The following is a 17,355-nucleotide window of genomic DNA, read 5'->3' as shown; positions in this document are numbered from 1 at the left end:
GCATGACGAACCTGCCGAAGACGATCAACTTCCAAGAGTGGATCAAGGAGCACGAACACCTGCTCAAGCCACCGGTGAACAACCACACGATGGCGCTCGGAAAGGACTTCATCGTTCAGGTCGTCGGTGGCCCGAACCAGCGGACCGACTACCACTTCGACCCGTACGAAGAGTGGTTCTACCAGGTCAAGGGCGACATGCACGTCAACGTCATGACCGAGGGCGGGAAGGAGACGGTGCACATCCGGGAGGGCGAGACCTGGCTGCTCCCCGGCAACGTCCCGCACTCGCCGCAGCGGCCCGACCCCGACTCGATCGGCCTGGTCATCGAACGGGTCCGGGAGGAAGGAACGCTCGAACGCTTCCAGTGGTACTGCCTCGACTGCAACTCGTTGCTGCATGAGATCGAGTTGCAGGTCCGGGACATCGTCGAAGACCTGCCCCCGGTGTTCGCCGAGTTCTACGCCGACGAACAAGCGCGCACCTGCCCGAAGTGCGGCGCGCTGCACCCGGGCAAGGGCTGACCGTGGACGACATCATCGATGTGCACACCCATTACGTGCCGAACGGGTGGCCGGATCTGACGGCCGAAGCCGGACCGGACGCGCCCTGGCTGAAGGTCGAATCCGAGTCCGACGCGATGATCATGAGGGGCACCAAGGAGTTCCGCCGGATCCAGGCCGACTGCTGGGACGCCGGGACGAGACTGCTCGACATGGACGCCGACGGCGTGCAGGCGCAAGTGGTCTCCCCGACCCCGGCGTTCTTCAACTACGGCCGAACCGGCGATCAGGCGGCGAAGATCGCCCGCATCTTCAACGACCTGGCCCTCGACATCGTCGCACCCGCCACCGACCGGCTGATCCCGTTCTGCCAGGTCCCGCTGCAGGACACCGATGCGGCCTGCCGGGAACTGGAGCGCTGCTTGGCCAACGGGCACCGCGGCGTGGAGATCGGCAACCACGTCGGCGATCTCGACCTGGATAGCGTTGGGGTCGTCACCTTCCTGCAGCACTGCGCGTCCCTGGACGTGCCGGTGTTCGTGCACCCCTGGGACATGGCCAGCTCGCCGCGGCTTGACCGCTGGATGGCCCAATGGCTCACGGCGATGCCGGCCGAGACGCACCTGTCCATCCTCGCGATGATCCTCGGAGGAGTATTCGACCGGATCGACGACCGGCTGAAGATCTGCTTCGCGCACGGTGGCGGTTCCTTCGCGTTCTGGCTCGGCCGGATGGAGAACGCCTGGCACGGCCGCTACGACGTCATCGGAACGTCGGAGTTCCCGCCGTCGCACTACCTGGGCCGCTTCTACGTCGATTCGGTGGTGTTCGACGAACGCGCGCTCCGACTGCTGGTCGACACCATCGGTGCTGATCGCGTCATGGTGGGCAGCGACTACCCCTACCCGCTGGGCGAGCGACCGGTCGGCGACGTCGTGCGCAAAAGCGGATTCCTCGACGAAAGGGGGCGAAAGGTGATCGCCAGGGAAAACGCGCAGCGATTCCTCGGAATCCCCTAGTCGGCGCGGCCTTCCCGGTCAATGTCCGAGGAGACCTCGTAGAGCGTTTTCTTCAGGATCTCCGCTGACGGGCTGAGCGTCCTTCGTTTCGAAAAGGTCACCCCGACGCTGTGGCCGACCGGATCCAGCGAAACCGGCAGGCGGACGATCCGCGTGTCCTCGCCGGCGATGAGGCCCGGCAATGCCGCAATGGTGTCGGTCTCCAGCAGCATTTTTCGCACGATCAGGAAGGACGTGGTCTCGACCCGGTTGACCGGCAGCGCCGTGGAGTTGCGGGCGAAGAACTCCTCGAGCTCCCGGCGCAGCGCGGTCTCCGCACTGGGCAGGATCCAGGGGTACTCGGCGAGATCGGAAAGTGCGATGCCGACGCGGTCGGCGAGCGGATGCGACTCGCGGACGACCAGCTCGACAGACTCGTCGTACAGCTTGTGGCGAGAGAACTGCTCATCGGACGGCGCGGTGAGCCGGCCGACGACGAGGTCGATCCGGCCGGCCTCCAGCTCCACCAGCAACGCCTCCGGCGAGCCTTCCCTGACGATGACCGTCAGATGCGGGTGCTCCGCCTTGACGTCGGTTATCGCCAGCGGTAGGAGGACGTTCGACCCGGCGAGATGGGTGCCGACCACGACCGTGCCACGATCGGCATCGGCGAGTTCCGCGACATGACGACCCGCCTGGGTGAGCTGGGCGAGCACGGCGCGGGCATGTTCGGCGAACGCTTCGCCGAACACGGTGGTGGTCACGCCACGGGGACCGCGCTCGAACAGCGGGACACCGAGTATCTCTTCGAGTTCGTGCAGGCACCGCGTCGCGACTGGCTGCGTCACGTGCAGCTCGGCCGCGGCACCGACGACGCTGCCCTGCCGGACGAGAGCGTCGACGAGGACGAGATGCCGCAGCTTCAACTGGCCGTCCAGCAGGCGAGGCGTCTTCACCCGGCGGATTCTATCGACAGCGTCCCTGCCCAGGAAGATCTCCTGCGCAGTGTCCTATGTGACCATTGAGCGTGTTGTTCACTCCTGGGACGACAGATATTTGCACCAGCGACTTCGATCTACCTCGACCAGAAGGTCGCCGGTGAACCGCGCCGCCTGACGGCGGTGCGTTCCGGACCAGTCGTCTGCGCACTGTGCTGCTTTGTGCCCTGACGGCTGGTCAGTCGTTCGGGAGCACCGGGCTGCCGGTGAGCTTCACGCCGGCCTTGCGCAGCTCTTGTACGGCCGCGTCGGTGGTCTTCGCGGCGACGGCCGCAGTCAGGTCGAGCAGGACCTGCACTTCGAAGCCCTCGCGGACCGCGTCCAGGGCCGTGGCCCGCACGCAGTGGTCGGTGGCGATGCCGACGACGTCCACCTGGCGGACGTCGTGCTCGCGCAGCCAGTCGGCCAGCGGGCTGCCGGGCTCGTTCACGCCGTGGAACCCGCTGTAGGCGGCTGCGTGGTGTCCTTTGTGGAAGACCTCGTCGACGGCCCCCGATGCGACGACGGGCGCAAAGTTCGGATGGAACTCGCTGCCTTCGCTCCCCGCAACGCAGTGGCGAGGCCAGGAGTGCACGAAGTCAGGTCGCTCGGAGAAGTGATCGCCCGGATCGATGTGGTAGTCGCGCGTGGCGACGACGAAGTCGTAGCCGATTTGCCGGTCCACGAAATCGGCGATGGCGCCGGCCACATCCGCGCCGCCGGTCACCGGAACGCTGCCGCCCTCACAGAAGTCATTCTGCACATCGATGACGATCAAAGCTCGGCTCACGGGTATCCGCCTTTCATGGCAGGGGACGGGTCGGTGCGGGTTGGACGTGACGGGCACGTCCGCGCGATGCCGGGGCGGGCAACGCTCGGACCACAGCAAACAAATCTAAAGGAAAACTACGTACGGTGCTGAACAAGATGCACTAAGAAGCCCTAACAGAATGATCTTCGATGTGCTTTGATCTTGTGTCGTCGTCGGTTCGTCTGGTGGGGTTGGTGTGGCGCAGCGCAGGCCGTGGGAGTTTCTTCCGCAGGAGCTCGGATACGGCTCGGGCATGGCGTCTGGCGGCGGTTGCGGGACTGGACCGAGGCCGGGGTATGGCAGCAGTTGCACGAGGTGCTGCTGGCAGAACAAGATCAACCATGCTGCTTCAGCATGGGGAGCCGGTCCTGGAGTGCTGCTCGGGATCAGCGGTTTCCGGGCTGGGAGTGTCGAAGAGCGAAGGGTGCGGGGAGTGTCGATGGAGGGTTCTGATGAGGTTTCCGGCAAGCCGAGGCGGCTTCGCCGGTATCTCGTCATCGGTGCGGTGGTCCTCCTGGTGGCCGCTGGTGGATACGGGTTCTGGTTGCAGTACCCGGCGGCCATGGCTGGTAGGGTCTGCGCCGGCATGCTTCCGGTCGATCCGGTGCTGGATCTGTCGGGGAAGAGTCGGCTCAGCTTGCTCGGTTCCGACTTCGCGCTCGAGCGCCGCGGCGAGAAGACCGAGCATGACACCTTGAGCGTGCACTGCCTGGCGGGCAACGCAGACGTCCACATCGAGAACGCGGGCGACGAGTACAGCGGGGATCTAGCGTTCTACAACTTCCATGGGGAGGCGGACTCCTTCCCCGTTCCGCTCGGTGGCGGGTGGAGCGGATTCATCTCCGACCGCGACGGCGCCGCGTCCGTGCTCCTGGAGTGCACGAACTGGAGGCCGAACGACGGCGCCGGAATCCTCGTCACGATCAGCCTCTGGGAGCACGAACCCACGCCGGATACGCGCCGCAAGCTCGTCCGCGCCGTCACCGAGACGGCGCGGAGCGCGGCGGAGCAGACCGGGTGCGCGGGTCGGTTCGGCGATGAGGGGGAGCTGGCGAGTCCGGGTGGTGCGGACCGGATCACGTCCGCTGCCGAAGCGTCCGGGACTTGCGCGGGGATGACCTCAACGCCGACGGTTCGGGAAACTGATGCCGGGACGTCGCCCGTCGAAGAATGCGTGCTGGTCGGCGGTCTGGAACTGATCGCGATGTACGGCCCGTACGAAGGGGCGCACACGGATCCTCACCGCTTCGAGGATCCTTCGGGTGCCAACGCATATTTCATCTGGACCACGGCCGAGTGCGGGGGTCTGCTCGACCGCGCCCTCTACCGGGCGGTTCCAGTCGACGGCATCGACAGGGAGTTCACCACCGAGCCGCTCAACGAGCAGGAGCGTGCCGACCTGCAACACTTCGCCGAACAATCCGCATCCCGCCACGGATGTACCCCGCCGGTCCCGCTCTCCGCGCCGCAGTCGAGCTGATCAGGGGCGTTCTCCGCTGTCGTCGTGTGTCCGGGCCGTGAGCATTTTGCGGCGCTATGACGCCTGAAAAGGCGCACGGTGCTGGTGGCGGCGGGGTCAGGTGGTGGGGGTTCGCAGGCCGGTGAAGGTCAGCTGGTGCCGCACCAACCCCCAACCAGACGAACCGACGACGACACATGATCAAACGCGGGGGCTGGGGTGCCAGCGCCTGCAATGCCAGCGATGCCGACACCGAGCACGGTGAGTGCGATGGCCGAGGCCCCCAGACCAATGAGGACACGTCGTGACGGTGAGGCCCGGCGATTGATCGGCGTCCCGTCGTGGTTGTCCCGCATCGTGCTCGCTTCCCCTCGGTGGCACGCGCCGCCACATCTCGCGGAGTAGGCTGGCCATGTCAATATGAACGTGCGTAACTATGTGCGCGAGAATATATGAAGGTTGGGACCGAGTGCTGGACCACGTCATCCTCGGAATGCTCGCGTTGCGCCCGATCTCCGGATACGACCTGGGCAAATGGATGCGCGGCCCGGGGCGTTTCATCGGCTACCGGGTGCAGTTGCCGCAGATCTACCGGACCCTCGCCAAGCTCGCGGACCAGGGATGGGTCGAGTTCCAGGTCGAGCCCCGCGACGGCAAGCCCGACGCCAAGGTCTACCGGCTGACCGACACCGGAAAACAGGCGCTGCTGGACTGGGCCCACTCGCCCTACGAACCCGCACCCCGCCCCATGGACCCTGACTTCACCCTGCGGTTCCTCATCGCCGGCCAACTCGACCGCGACCTCGCCCTGTCAATCCTGCGCACAGAGCTCGACTACCGTCGTGAACAACAGCGCACGCCGACCCAGATCAAAGAGCTCACCGCCGCGATCGACCCAATCCCCGAGCTCGACCCCGCCTGGGCCACGCAAGTGATCACCCTCGCCCACGAACACGGCCGCCAAGCCGCCCTACAACACATCGATTGGCTCGAGTCCACCATCACCAACCTCGAAAACCAGGCCCCACCGCCAGACTAGTGATCGACCCGACCATTTTGTCCATTGTAGACAGCTAAAAGCGACCGCTCATCGGCGTTTCCTCTACGCAGACGTTGAGCACCTGCCCGACCGACGTCCGCCGCATCGCGCACGTGTCCCGGGCGAACTGATCAACAACGGCGCGGCGGACCGAGCTGCACGGCGAGCTGGGGGTCCGGGGAACTCCCCGGGCGGGGCCTGGGGGCGTACCCCCAGAAAAAATGACACCGCCGTGGTCGAGCTCAAGCCAGGGCGGAGCGCTACAGCTGAGGAGGTCAAGCAGCGCTGCCGCGACGCCTTCGGGCCGGTTCGCGCCCCGAAAGACGTACTCTTCGTCGACCAGCTTCCCCGAAGCGTCAACGGGAAGGTGCTCAAGAAAGACGTACGTGCACAGTTCTGGGCCGACCAGACCCGCGCGATCTAGTGCCGTGACCGCATAGGTTCGCCGGGTTGCCGGTTGGGACGGGTGGCCTGGTGCGCTCTCGCCGCGGTAAGGGCACGATCATCAGCCTGGCCGCGGCTGAAGCCGATCCGCTCCTATGACCGCGGTGTGCTGGCCCAGCGCCACGTGGTGAGACGAGGGTGCCCCGGCAGTTCGGCGCGGCCGGTGGCCCACAACAGGGTGAGCCAGGGATCTGCGCCGTCCGGAGCCTCTGGAAACAGACGGGCGAGCACCCGCGAGCAGAGAGCGGAGGGCGGGGTCCAGGCAAGCCCGAAGCCTTCCGCCAGATCGTGCATGTGTACCAGCGTCTCTACCACCCCCATCGCCGCGAAGCCTTCGGGGTCCGACACCCCGGCGCCGTGGTGGGCGCGGACCTGGGGCGGCGTGGTACGCACCATGGCGACCAGCAGCGCGCCGCACGCCTCCAGCACCTGCACCAGGCCTGCCGGACCCGCATCACGGTCCGCGAAGAGGAATTTCGCGGGTCCGTCCGGCCTCTTCTGGCTCAACACGAAAGGCACATGGGTGTCCAGCGGCGGGCTCTGCGGCCCCAGCTGCACGGCGTAGTAGAACAGGTCGTTGGCGAGGTGCTCGGCGGTCTCCCAGCAGTCCCACTCCAGCGAACCGGCCTTACCGCCCCACCCCTCCGGGGGTGCGTTCCGAAGGATGCCCACGGCGAGCCGCACGGCAAGGTCGACGTCGTCCGCGGTGACGGGAGACAAGACTGATTCGGTTTCGACTGATCGAGACATCGCAGCACCGTATCGCGAGGGAAGAGGGCAACCCCTTCCAGCTAGTGCGCTTTGAGGGTGGGCCGGTTGGGGTGATCAGGCTGCTTGGGCGCGGGGGCGGCCCCAGCGGATGCCCTTCTCGCTGCGGATGCGGGCGCGTTCGCGTCGTTGGGCGGTCAGGACGTCGGGGTGACGGGCGTTCTGGTTGCGCCAGCGCAGGTAGCGGTGCAACTGGCGGGTTTGGACGGTGTGGTTGGGTACTCGCGCAGCCCATCGTCGTCCGGGCGAAGCTCCAACCGCGGGCTCCACAGCATCAGACCAGCAAAGGGCCACGGATCTGGTAGCTCAGCGGGTGGCTCGTGTTGGTGCTGGCGGATCAAGGCACGGTGATACGTGCGGTGGGGGATCTGTTCGTTGATGTGTGGCGTAATGCGCGGCCGGTGGCGAAACCCGTCGACTTCGGCAGTCGGGCGCACACGGAGTTCGCGCAACAGGTGCTGAAGATGCTCTACGCCGGCCACACCGACGAAGTGGCCGCCCAGGAACTGGCGGTGTCGGTGCGCACGTATCGGCGCTACGTCGCGGAAATCGTGGAGTTGTTGGGGGCCAACTCGCGTTTCCAAGCCGGGGTGCGGGCCGCCGAGGTCGGATTGCTGCCCGCATCGCCGTGATCGGGCGGCTCCCCATGGCGTTTCCGGTGGCCTGCGAATGGTCGCTGTCCAGGCGAATGGCAGTTGTTTGCCATCGAGGTTGTCCGGCGGCATGCGAGTGACCGCGCATGGCAGCTTGTGGCCGCAGGTCTTGTTGTTCGAATGGGTCGGCAATAGCGTCTAAAGCCTGTCCCATAATGATCAAATATTGTTGGCGTGCATGGGAAAGCGTGGCTTGCGGCGTGGCGGGTGGTGTTCAGCGGGCCATGGTGAGGTTGCGCATGAGGGCTACGCCGCGTGCGGCGTGCCAGACGCCGTCGCGTTTGCGTCGGCAGTTGCGGAGGATGTTCCAGGACTTCATGTGCCAGGGCATGCTCAACGCGGGCTCGGACGCGCTTGTGAACGGTGTTGAGTTCTTCCTTCCACGGAGGAAGTTCGCTGCCGTCGCCGGGTTTGCGGTACGGCATGACCACTCCGGTAATGCCTTGGTAGCCGCTGTCGGCCATGACGTGTGCACCCGTGCAGTGCTGGTCGACACCGGATTCGGTGTAGGCCCGGCAGCCGTTGCGGTTGCCGGGCAGCGGCTTTCCGACTGCGACCGTCAGGCGGGTGTTGGCGTCGATGACCACCTGCAGGTTGGTCGAGTACCGGTAGTTCTTCGACGACGCACTCACGCTTCGGTCATGGGTGGGTACCAGGGTGCCGTCCACGATCAGCCCCGTGAACGCTGTCGAGCGGTGCCGGTCGCCTCGGGGTGCGGTGTTGCGGGACGTCGGCAGGGCAGTCGATTCCACCGCGCGAAAAGCTTCTCCCATCCAGTGACTCGCTCATGGAGGTGCGTCGATGTCCGGTCAGCAGGCTCGGGCTGATCAGCATCTGTTCGCCGAGCTCGGCCTTCGCACGCGCTTGTTCGCCCAAGGGGCGGTTGCCTGGCTGTTCGGCAGGGGAGGCGATCCGTTCGCCCGCTTGCTGCACTCCCCGTGGCGGGACAACCCGTACCCGCTCTACGCGGGCATGCGCGCGCAGGGGCCGCTGGTCCGCAGCAAGCTCGGGTTGCTGATTTGCACGACCCACGACTTGTGCGACGAAGTGTTGAGAGATAGGCGGTTCGGGGTGCGCAAGAGCGTACGGGTCCTACGGTGACCCCACCGCGGCCGCCGTCGACCTCCACATTTCGCTGCTCGAACTCGATCCGCCGGATCACAGCCGCCGAAGAGCCTGATCGCGCAGCTGGGCGAGTCCTGATCACGTTCCGCCCAACCAGGAAGTCGCGCCCGTCACCAGGAACACCCCAGAGCGGCGAACCCGCGGTAGCGCCGCGGCGGCGCGTGGTGCGGTTCGGTGAGTCGGCTCGCGCCAGCGCGACGAAAACTCGGGAAGGAGCCTGAATTGTCCGACACCATCGGTGTTCCCGTCGGTATTCCGACCGAACGCGACCGGATCTTCGAACTGCCCGTGGAACTGGAGTCGCTGCGGGATCGGAAGCCCATCGGACGGATGGTCTACGGGGACGGCCACCTGGGTTGGTTGGTGACGAGCTACTCGTTGGCCCGCGCGGTACTCGCCGACAGCCGCTTCAGCAGCCGCGCCGATCTCGCCCGCATCCCCGTCGAGCTGCCCGCCGAAGCAGAGCAGGCGCGCAAGGACATCCCGCCGGGCGTGTTCCACCGCATGGACCCGCCGGAGCACACCAGGTACCGCCGGCTGCTAGCCGGTCATTTCGCGGTGCGCCGGACGGATTCGCTGACCGAGACGATCCAGCGGATCGTCGACGAACGCCTGCACGCGATGGACCGTGGGGGCCAACCCGCCGACCTGGTGCGGGACTTCGCGAAACTCGTGCCGCTGAACGTGGTCTCCGAGGTCCTGGGCGTCCCCGAGGACGAGCGCGACCGCTTCGTGCGGCGCGTCTCAGTCCTGTTCGACCAGCACGCCGAGGCCGCCGACGTCGGGGCAGCGACCCAGGCGATCCACACCCAGTTCCAGGAGTTCGTCGACGCGAAGAAGCGGGCCGGGACCAGCGGTGACGTCCTCGGGCACCTGGCGGCTTCGGGCGAGTTGCCAGACGAGGAGATCGCCACCGTCGGAATGGTGCTGCTGACCGCGGGGTACGAATCAACGGCGAACATGCTGGCCCTCGGAACGCTCGCGTTGCTGGAACACCCGGACCAGCGGGCTCGGGCGCTTTCCAACTCGGCCCAGCTCGACAAGGCCGTCGACGAACTGCTGCGCTACCTCAGCGTCACCCACATCGGACCTATCCGCACCGCGCTGCGGGACGTCGAGCTCGGCGGCGAAACCATCAAGGCCGGTGACTCGGTGTCCATAGCCCTGCCGGCGGCCAACCGCGACCCCGAGCACGTCGAGTGCCCGGCCGCACTGGACATCGACAACTCGTCGGCCGGGCACCTCGCGTTCGGCTACGGCGTGCACCAATGCCTTGGCCAACACCTCGCTCGGAACATCCTGCGCACGAGCTATGCCGGGATCTTCCGGGAGTTCCCCGCCCTGCGGCTCGCCGTTCCGGCGGACGAACTCGAAATCTGCACCGAGATGCCCGTGTACGGGGTGTCCCGGCTCCCGGTCGAGTGGTGATGCGGGGACCGCGGTCGCCGTGTCCTGAGGCGCAAGCAGCGTGTCGATGGGTGGGATCATGGACCAACTGGCTGCCGACTCCGCTTTCCCGTTGTCGGACGCCCAACGGGAGATCTGGCTGGCGCAGCGGTTCAACCCGGATAGCCTGCACTTCCGCGTGGGCCAGTACGTCGAGATCGACGGGGCGATCGACGGCGCCGAGTTCGAAGCCGCGGTCCGCAAGACCGTCGCCGAGGTGGATGTGCTGCACTGCCGCGTCCACGAGGTGGACGGCGTTGCGCACCAGACCGTGAACCCCGTCCCCGACTGGGACTTCCCCGTGCTCGACTTCAGCACCGAACCCGATCCGGGTGCGGCGGCGGAGCGCTGGATGTACGAAGACCTCGCCGTCCCGATGGACCTGACCCGCGACCGGCTGTTCTCGTACGCCCTGCTCAAGCTGGCGTCGGACCGCTTCTACTGGTACCAGGGCTACCATCACCTGGTCACCGACGGTGCGGGCAGCATCCTGATCTCGCAACGCGCAGCGCATCTTTACACGACGAGCGTGCAAGGTCTGCCCGCGGAGCCCGCGCCGTTCTCGTCACTGCGGGAACTGGTGGCGGAAGACGCCGAGTACCGGAACTCCGGGGATTTCGAACGGGATCGGAAGTACTGGCTGGAGAGGTTCGCCGACCGGCCCAACGTGGCACGGATTTCCGCCATGACGGAGGATCTGCCGCGGAGCTTCCTTCGGCACACCAGCCATGTTCCGGCCGCAGCCGCGGACCGGATCAAGGCGGCCGCCCGAACCGCCCGCACGCACTGGTCGGTCATGCTGCTCGCGGCGACCGCGGTGTACCTCCACCGGCTCACCGGGGAGGAGGACATCGCGGTCGGTTTCGCAGTGGCTGCTCGCAAGAACGCAACGCTGCGCCGCAACCCGGGCACGCTGGCGAACGTGGTTCCGCTGCGGGTGAAGGTCGATGGTGGGACCACGGTGCACGAGCTCCTCCGGCAGGCCTCGCGGGAGGTTCGCGGGGCCTTGGCGCACCAGCGTTATCGCGCGGAGCAGCTGGCTCGCGATCTCAACCTGACGACCGGCATGCGCCACCTCATGGGCCCCGAGGTGAACGTGATGCCGTTCGACTTCGACCTGAGCTTCGGGCAGTGCGCCGCGCGGCTGCACAACTTGTCCAACGGGTTGGTCGACGATCTGTCCATCATGGCCTACGACCGCCCCGACGGTGGTGCTGTCCGGGTCGACTTCAACGGGAACGCGGACCGCTACAGCAGCGATGCCCTGGGCACCCATCAGGATCGGTTCCTCGCCCTGCTGGACGTGCTGGCCGGCGACTTGGACGCCGAAGTCGGTGAATTGGACGTGCTGACCGCCGCGGAGCGGAACAAGCTGCTGGGGGAGTGGAACGGCGCAGCCGCCGAGCTGACTTCCTCGGTGGTGCCAGAGCTGCTGGACGACCAAGTGGCGCGCAGTCCGGACGAGGTCGCGTTGGTGTGCGGTGGGAAGAGCCTCACCTACGCGGAGCTGCACGCGCGGGCGAATCAGCTCGCTCGCCACCTGGTCGAGCTGGGCGTTGGGCCCGAGCGAGTGGTCGGATTGTTGCTGCCGCGCACGGCGGACATGGTCATCGCGATGCTTGCGGTGCTGAAGGCCGGCGGTGCTTACCTGCCGGTCGACCCCACCTATCCCGCCCATCGCGTCGAATTCATGCTCGCCGACGCGAACCCGGTCCTGCTGCTGGCCACGACGGACACCGCCGGGCGCGTCGCGCAACCGCCCGTCGACATCGTGGTGCTGGACGACCGGCACGTGCGCCGCGCGCTCGCCGAGCAGCCGAGCTCCGAGCTCGGCGACGACGACCGCCGGTCGTCGCTGCGCGGTTCGCATCCCGCCTACGTCATCTACACCTCGGGTTCGACCGGCGTCCCGAAGGGCGTGGTGGTGTCCCAGACCAGTGTGGTGAACCTGGTGTCCTGGGCGGTTCGCGCCCTGGGGGAGCGGCTCGGCCGGGTGCTCGCGTCCACGTCGTTGAGCTTCGACGTATCGGTGTTCGAGCTGTTTGTCCCCTTGGCCTGCGGGGGCTGCGTCGAAGTGGTGCGGGACGGCTCGGCGCTGGCGGAGCGGTTGTCCGCGGGGCCGGCTCCGAGCGCGATCAGCGGCGTTCCGTCGGTGCTGGGCCAGGTGGCCGCAGCGGTGCGGGATTCCGGGTTCTCGGGTGTCGTCGTGTGCGCGGGGGAAGCGCTGCCGACGGGGGTGGTGGCCGCGCTGGAGGCGGCGTTCCCGGGATGCCGGGTGATGAACGCCTACGGGCCGACCGAGGCGACCGTGTACGCAACGGCGGGCTGGTGCGGGTCGGACGCGGACGGCGGTGGAATCGGTGGTCCGGTCGCCAACACCCAGGTCTACGTGCTGGACGACAGGCTGGCATTGGTTCCCCCCGGCGTGGTCGGGGAGTTGTACGTCGGCGGGCTCGGGGTGGCGCGCGGCTATTGGCGCCGGGCGGGGCTGACGGCGGAACGCTTCGTGGCCAATCCCTTCGGCCCGGCCGAGAACCCGGTGGCGGGGAGCGTGTCGGCGGGTGCCGGCGGTCGGTTGTACCGCACCGGAGACCTGGTGCGGTGGAACGACCGTGGCTGGCTGGAGTACGTCGGCCGGGTCGACGACCAGGTCAAGGTGCGAGGTTTCCGGATCGAGCCTGGCGAAATCGAGAACGTCCTGACCGAGCATCCGGGCATCGCCCGCGCCGCGGTCGCCGCCCGCGAGGATCGGCCGGGGGACAAACGCCTCGTCGGGTACGTGGTTCCCGCGCCGTCCGCGGAGCTGGACGTTCGCGAGGTGCGCGAGTTCCTGGGCGGCCGCGTGCCGGATCACCTGGTGCCGGCGGCGATCGTGCCCATGGACGCACTACCGCTGACGGCGAACGGCAAACTGGACCGCCGGGCCTTGCCTGCGCCGGAGTTCACGCGTGCCGCGTCGTCTCGCCCGCCGCGAACCCAGGTCCAGGAAGCGTTGTGCGGGTTCTTCGACCAGCTGCTCGGCGTCCCGGACGTGGGGATCGACGACAGCTTCTTCGACCTCGGCGGGGACAGCATCTCCGCCATCCAGCTGGTCAGCCGGGCACAGGCCGCCGGCATCACCTTCACCCCGCAAGACGTGCTGGTGCACCGGACCGTGGCCGGCATCGCGTCCGCAGCCGGCGTGCACGCGGATGCCGAGCCGGTTGAGGACGACGGCGTGGGCGCCCTCGGCTCGACGCCGATCGTGGATTGGTTCCAGGGTTTGGGTGGGCAGTTCGACGGGCTGTGCCAGGCGATGGTGGTGGCCTTGCCGACGGGGATTGACCGCCCGAACTTGGTGGCCGCCTTGGAAGCGCTGGTGGAGCGGCACGGCGCGTTGCGCTTGTGCGTAGACGACGGTGCCGAGCAGGGCTTGCGAGTAGCGCCCGTCGGGTCGTCGCCCGTGGCGGACCGCGTGACGCATGTGGACGTGCGCGGTCTTTCCGAGGACCAGTTGAACGCGGCCGCGGACGAGTACTTCGCCGCTGCACAGGCTCGTCTGGACCCGAGGTCCGAAACGGTGTGGCAAGCCGTGTTCTTCGATGCCGGAGCCGGAGGGGCGGGCCGATTGCTGCTGGTGATCCACCACCTGGCCGTCGACGGGGTGTCCTGGCGGATCTTGCTGGCGGATCTGGCCACCGCGTGGCAGGCGATAGCGGCTGGGCGAACCCCGTCGCTGCCGCCGCGTGGCACGTCGCTGCGCCGCTGGACGCGAATTCTTGCCGCAGAAGCGCGAAGTCCGGAGCGAATCGCCGAGCTAGACCACTGGAAGCGGACGCTGGCAGACGCCGTGCCCAAGCGCGGGGGAGCAGCCGGGCATCAGGAGTCCGGCGAGCTGACGCTGCGGTTGCCGGTGGCGGACACCGAGCCGCTGTTGAGGCGGGTGCCCGCCGTCTACCACGCGGACACCCACGAGGTGCTGCTCGCCGCGCTGGGAACCGCCGTTGCGCAATGGCGACGGCGGCTGGGGTCGTCGGCCCGGGCAGTGGTGGTCGATGTCGAAGGCCACGGGCGGCACCAAGAACTCGCCGATGGCGTGGACCTGTCGGGCACGGTCGGCTGGTTCACCACGCTGCACCCGGTGCGCCTCACCCCTGACCCCCTGGAACGCGAGGACGTTCGGCGTGGTGGGCCGGAACTCCGGCGCACCATCCAACACCTGAAGGAAGAGATCCGTGCGGTGCCCGACCACGGCCTGGGCTACGGGCTGCTGCGCTACCTCAACCCGGAGACGGCCGAGGAACTCGCAGGTCTGCCCAGACCCGAGATCGGGTTCAACTACCTGGGCCGGTTCTCCGCCGCAGATGACGCCGACGGGGACACCGCGTGGGCACCGCTCGCGGACGGTACGGGCCAACCCCTGAGGGTCGCTACTGCCGCCGGGCCGGGAATGCCCCCGGTCCACCTGCTGGACCTCAACGCGGCGGTGCTGTCCACCGCCGGGCGGCCGCAGCTGGTCGCGACCTGGTCCTGGCAGCCGCCACTCGACCGGGACCAGCTCACGGCGCTCGCGGAGATCTGGTTCGAGGTGCTTCGCGGCGTCACGACAGCAACCGACCAACCCGGCGCGGGCGGCCACACGCCGTCCGATTTCGGGCTGGTCAACCTCACCCAGCAGCAGATCGACCAGCTCGAGTCAGCGTGGAGGAGATCACGATGGAGCAGCCCGGATTCGTAGACGTGTTGCCGCTGTCCCCGCTCCAGGAAGGTCTGCTATTCCACGCCCTGCACCAGGGGAGCGGCCCGGACGAGTACGTCGTCCAGGTCGTCCTGGAGCTCGATGGACCGCTGCGCGCCGCCGAGCTGCGCGGCGCCGCGGAGGCGATCTTGCGACGCCACCCGAACCTGAGTGCCGCCTTCTGGTTCGAGGGGGTGGACAGCCCGGTCCAGGTCATCCCCCGCTCGGTGACCTTGCCGTGGGCGGAGTTCGACCTCCGCGGCCGCACCGTGGACGAGCAGCGCGCCGAGCGCGAGCGCCTGCTGCTCGAGCAGCGGGAGGCCGGCTTCGACCTGTTCGACCCCCCGCTGCTCCGGTTCGCGCTGATCCGGCTCGAACCGCAGCGGCACCTGCTGGTGCTGACCAACCACCACATCCTGCTGGACGGCTGGTCGTATCCGGTCTTGTTTCGCGAGCTGTTCCAGCTCTACCAGAGCGGTGGTGACGACAGCGAGCTGCCGCGGGTCACGCCGTACCGGGAGTACCTGGCCTGGCTCGCCGGGCAGGACCGGCAGGCCGCGGAGGACGCGTGGCGGCGCGCCCTGGCCGGGCTGTCCGAGCCGACCTTGCTCGCGCCGACAGCGGGCCCGGCCGGACCGGGCCGGCGCGCACAGGCGACCCTCGAACTGCCCGCGGAACTGACCGCGGACCTGCGCGTTCTCGGCCGCCGCCGGGAGCTGACCACCGGCACCCTGGTCCAGGGCGCCTGGGCGATCCTGCTCCGGTCGTTGACCGGCCGCTCCGACGTCGTGTTCGGCACCACCGTGGCCGGGCGGCCGCCTCAACTGCCCGGCGTGGAATCGATGGTGGGGTTGTTCATCAACACGGTGCCCGTCCGGGTCCGGCTCGATCCGCACGAACCCCTGGCTGACGCGCTTCGCCGCTTCCGCGACGAGCAGGCCGCCTTGGTCAACCACCAGCACCTCAGCCTCACGGACGCGGGCCGGTTGAGCGGGCACGGAAAGCTCTTCGACTCCCTGGTCGTCTTCGAGAACTACCCGCTGGACACGGCGGGCATCACCCCGGCCGGAAGCGAGCTGCGGGCCGCCGACATCGCCGGTCACGATGGTTCGCACTACCCCCTCAGCCTGATCGTCTTCCCCGGCGAGAAGATCGTCCTCCGGCTGGATTACCGTTCGGACGTGTTCGGACCGTCCACTGTGGAGCAATTGCTCGGGCGATTGGGCCGCCTCCTGGAGGCGTTGTGCGCGAATCCGGACTGCCCCGTGGGCAACGTCGACCTGGTCGGCGACGTCGAGCGGGAACGCCTCCTGGGCTTGAACGACCCGGCAGTGGTGACCCCGTCGGCGGTCGTGCCGGAGTTGTTCGGCCGGCAGGTGGCTCTCCGGCCCGAGGCGATCGCGGTCGTGTCCGGCGAGGCGGAACTGACCTACGCGGAACTCGACGCCCGGTCGAACCAGCTCGCACGCCACCTGGTGGCGTCGGGCGTCGGCCCGGAACGGGTGGTGGGCCTGGCGCTACCCCGCTCGGTCGAAGCGGTGGTCGCCGTCCTGGCCGTGCTGAAGGCCGGTGGGGCGTACCTGCCGATCGATCCGGGCAATCCCGCCGAACGGGTCCGGTCGATACTGCGCGATGCCACGCCTGTGCTGCTGCTGACGACCGCCGCCACCCGGCCTGGCGTCGAGGACGGCGGCACGCCGACCGTCGTGCTCGACTCGCCGGAGGTGCAGCAGCGGCTCGCCGCGCAGCCGACGGCCGAGCTCACCGATGCGGAGCGCGGAGGCGCACTGCACCCCGGGCAAGCGGCTTACGTCATCTACACCTCCGGTTCCTCGGGAATCCCCAAAGGCGTTGCGGCGACGCACGAGGACGTGGTCGAGCTGACCGGGGACCGCGCGTTCGACAGCTATGCGGACGCGCGGGTGCTGGTGCACTCGCCGCTGGCCTTCGACGCGTCGACCTACGAGATCTGGGTTCCGCTGCTCCGTGGCGCGCGGCTCGTGTTGGCCCCCGGGGAAGCGGTCGATCTCGACGCGTGGCATTCGACCATCACGCGGAACCGGGTGACGCACGCCTTCTTGACCACGGCTCTCTTCAACCACCTCGTCGGCGAGCGCATCGAACTGGTTTCGGCACTGCGGGAGGTGTGGACGGGCGGGGAAGTGGTGTCGACGCAGGCATTCCGGCGCGCCGTCGAAACCTGCCCCAACACCAGGTTCGTGCACGTCTACGGACCCACGGAAACAACCACGTTCTGCGCCTACCACGAGGTAAGGACTGCCGATTCGATCGGGAACACGGTTCCGATCGGCCGGGCCATGCGCAATATGCGGGTGTATGTGTTGGATGGGTTTTTGGGTTTGGTTCCTGTGGGTGTGGTGGGGGAGTTGTATGTGTGTCTCTTATACACACCTG

The 17,355-nt window shown here is 67.9% G+C and carries 14 protein-coding genes and 2 pseudogenes; 11 read left to right on the top strand and 5 right to left on the bottom strand.

Annotation, left to right across the window (positions count from 1 at the left end; genetic code table 11):
• Window positions 1-2 precede the first annotated feature (2 nt).
• Together E1288_RS33110 and E1288_RS33105 are read left to right on the top strand one after the other, a co-directional pair.
• Complete coding sequence (locus E1288_RS33110; RefSeq protein WP_132492311.1) at window positions 3-524, top strand: 3-hydroxyanthranilate 3,4-dioxygenase; 522 nt, start codon at window positions 3-5, stop codon at window positions 522-524.
• 2 nt (window positions 525-526) lie between these two features.
• Window positions 527-1,522 (top strand): amidohydrolase family protein, encoded by a 996-nt coding sequence (locus E1288_RS33105; RefSeq protein ID WP_132492310.1) that lies wholly within the window; start codon window positions 527-529, stop codon window positions 1,520-1,522.
• On the opposite strand, the gene E1288_RS33100 is transcribed toward E1288_RS33105, so the two are convergent.
• On the bottom strand, window positions 1,519-2,457 hold the full coding sequence (locus E1288_RS33100) for a LysR substrate-binding domain-containing protein (RefSeq protein WP_132492309.1): 939 nt from the start codon (window positions 2,455-2,457) through the stop codon (window positions 1,519-1,521). The two genes, E1288_RS33105 and E1288_RS33100, sit on opposite strands and share 4 nt — an antisense overlap.
• Window positions 2,458-2,677: 220 nt before the next feature.
• Window positions 2,678-3,268: an isochorismatase family protein gene (locus tag E1288_RS33095; protein WP_132492308.1), complete on the bottom strand. Its 591-nt coding sequence runs from the start codon at window positions 3,266-3,268 to the stop codon at window positions 2,678-2,680.
• 235 nt (window positions 3,269-3,503) lie between these two features.
• Here E1288_RS33095 and E1288_RS47345 point away from each other — a divergent pair.
• The 4 genes and pseudogenes from E1288_RS47345 to E1288_RS48260 form a co-directional block, all read left to right on the top strand.
• A pseudogene (locus E1288_RS47345) lies at window positions 3,504-3,619 on the top strand (IS5/IS1182 family transposase); the annotation flags it as partial.
• A gap of 109 nt (window positions 3,620-3,728) precedes the next feature.
• Window positions 3,729-4,769 (top strand): hypothetical protein, encoded by a 1,041-nt coding sequence (locus tag E1288_RS33090; RefSeq protein WP_132492307.1) that lies wholly within the window; start codon window positions 3,729-3,731, stop codon window positions 4,767-4,769.
• Window positions 4,770-5,217: 448 nt separating this feature from the next.
• Window positions 5,218-5,787: a PadR family transcriptional regulator gene (locus E1288_RS33085; protein WP_165968393.1), complete on the top strand. Its 570-nt coding sequence runs from the start codon at window positions 5,218-5,220 to the stop codon at window positions 5,785-5,787.
• 232 nt (window positions 5,788-6,019) lie between these two features.
• Window positions 6,020-6,211 (top strand): AMP-binding enzyme, encoded by a 192-nt coding sequence (locus E1288_RS48260; protein ID WP_207954688.1) that lies wholly within the window; start codon window positions 6,020-6,022, stop codon window positions 6,209-6,211.
• A 113-nt stretch (window positions 6,212-6,324) separates the two neighbouring features.
• Here the strand turns inward: E1288_RS48260 and E1288_RS33075 are convergent, their stop codons facing one another.
• Together E1288_RS33075 and E1288_RS49925 are read right to left on the bottom strand one after the other, a co-directional pair.
• Window positions 6,325-6,981: a hypothetical protein gene (locus E1288_RS33075; RefSeq protein WP_132492304.1), complete on the bottom strand. Its 657-nt coding sequence runs from the start codon at window positions 6,979-6,981 to the stop codon at window positions 6,325-6,327.
• A gap of 75 nt (window positions 6,982-7,056) precedes the next feature.
• Window positions 7,057-7,191 (bottom strand): hypothetical protein, encoded by a 135-nt coding sequence (locus E1288_RS49925; RefSeq protein ID WP_268951971.1) that lies wholly within the window; start codon window positions 7,189-7,191, stop codon window positions 7,057-7,059.
• A 128-nt stretch (window positions 7,192-7,319) separates the two neighbouring features.
• On the opposite strand from E1288_RS49925, the gene E1288_RS50170 reads away from it, so the two are divergent.
• Entirely contained in the window at window positions 7,320-7,631 is a 312-nt protein-coding gene (locus E1288_RS50170) for a LuxR C-terminal-related transcriptional regulator (protein WP_207954687.1), read from the top strand.
• A 235-nt stretch (window positions 7,632-7,866) separates the two neighbouring features.
• On the opposite strand, the pseudogene E1288_RS49155 reads toward E1288_RS50170, so the two are convergent.
• Window positions 7,867-8,323 (bottom strand): annotated as a pseudogene (locus E1288_RS49155) (transposase); the annotation flags it as partial.
• A gap of 130 nt (window positions 8,324-8,453) precedes the next feature.
• Between E1288_RS49155 and E1288_RS33055 the strand changes: the two are divergent.
• The 4 genes from E1288_RS33055 to E1288_RS33040 form a co-directional block, all read left to right on the top strand.
• On the top strand, window positions 8,454-8,753 hold the full coding sequence (locus tag E1288_RS33055; RefSeq protein ID WP_132492301.1) for a hypothetical protein: 300 nt from the start codon (window positions 8,454-8,456) through the stop codon (window positions 8,751-8,753).
• A 246-nt stretch (window positions 8,754-8,999) separates the two neighbouring features.
• On the top strand, window positions 9,000-10,205 hold the full coding sequence (locus E1288_RS33050; RefSeq protein ID WP_235883967.1) for a cytochrome P450: 1,206 nt from the start codon (window positions 9,000-9,002) through the stop codon (window positions 10,203-10,205).
• Window positions 10,206-10,263: 58 nt separating this feature from the next.
• A complete protein-coding gene (locus E1288_RS33045) occupies window positions 10,264-14,940 on the top strand; it encodes a non-ribosomal peptide synthetase (RefSeq protein ID WP_165968392.1) in 4,677 nt (1,558 codons plus the stop codon).
• Window positions 14,919-17,355: non-ribosomal peptide synthetase (locus E1288_RS33040; protein ID WP_165968391.1), on the top strand; the 2,437-nt coding region annotated here is incomplete at its 3' end. The genes E1288_RS33045 and E1288_RS33040, both read left to right, overlap by 22 nt.

Origin of the sequence: Saccharopolyspora elongata (assembly GCF_004348985.1) — a bacterium.
GTDB lineage: Bacteria > Actinomycetota > Actinomycetes > Mycobacteriales > Pseudonocardiaceae > Saccharopolyspora > Saccharopolyspora elongata.
Note: the sequence above shows the minus strand (reverse complement) of the source record. Positions and strands in the feature narration are given on the sequence as shown.

Bases quoted from the DNA above. Each gene is read 5' to 3' on its own strand.
- E1288_RS33110 (WP_132492311.1), top strand. From the start codon at position 3: ATGACGAACCTGCCGAAGACGATCAACTTCCAAGAGTGGATCAAGGAG.
- E1288_RS33090 (WP_132492307.1), top strand. From the start codon at position 3,729: ATGGAGGGTTCTGATGAGGTTTCCGGCAAGCCGAGGCGGCTTCGCCGG.
- E1288_RS33075 (WP_132492304.1), bottom strand. From the start codon at position 6,981: ATGTCTCGATCAGTCGAAACCGAATCAGTCTTGTCTCCCGTCACCGCG.
- E1288_RS33055 (WP_132492301.1), top strand. From the start codon at position 8,454: ATGTCCGGTCAGCAGGCTCGGGCTGATCAGCATCTGTTCGCCGAGCTC.
- E1288_RS33045 (WP_165968392.1), top strand. From the start codon at position 10,264: ATGGACCAACTGGCTGCCGACTCCGCTTTCCCGTTGTCGGACGCCCAA.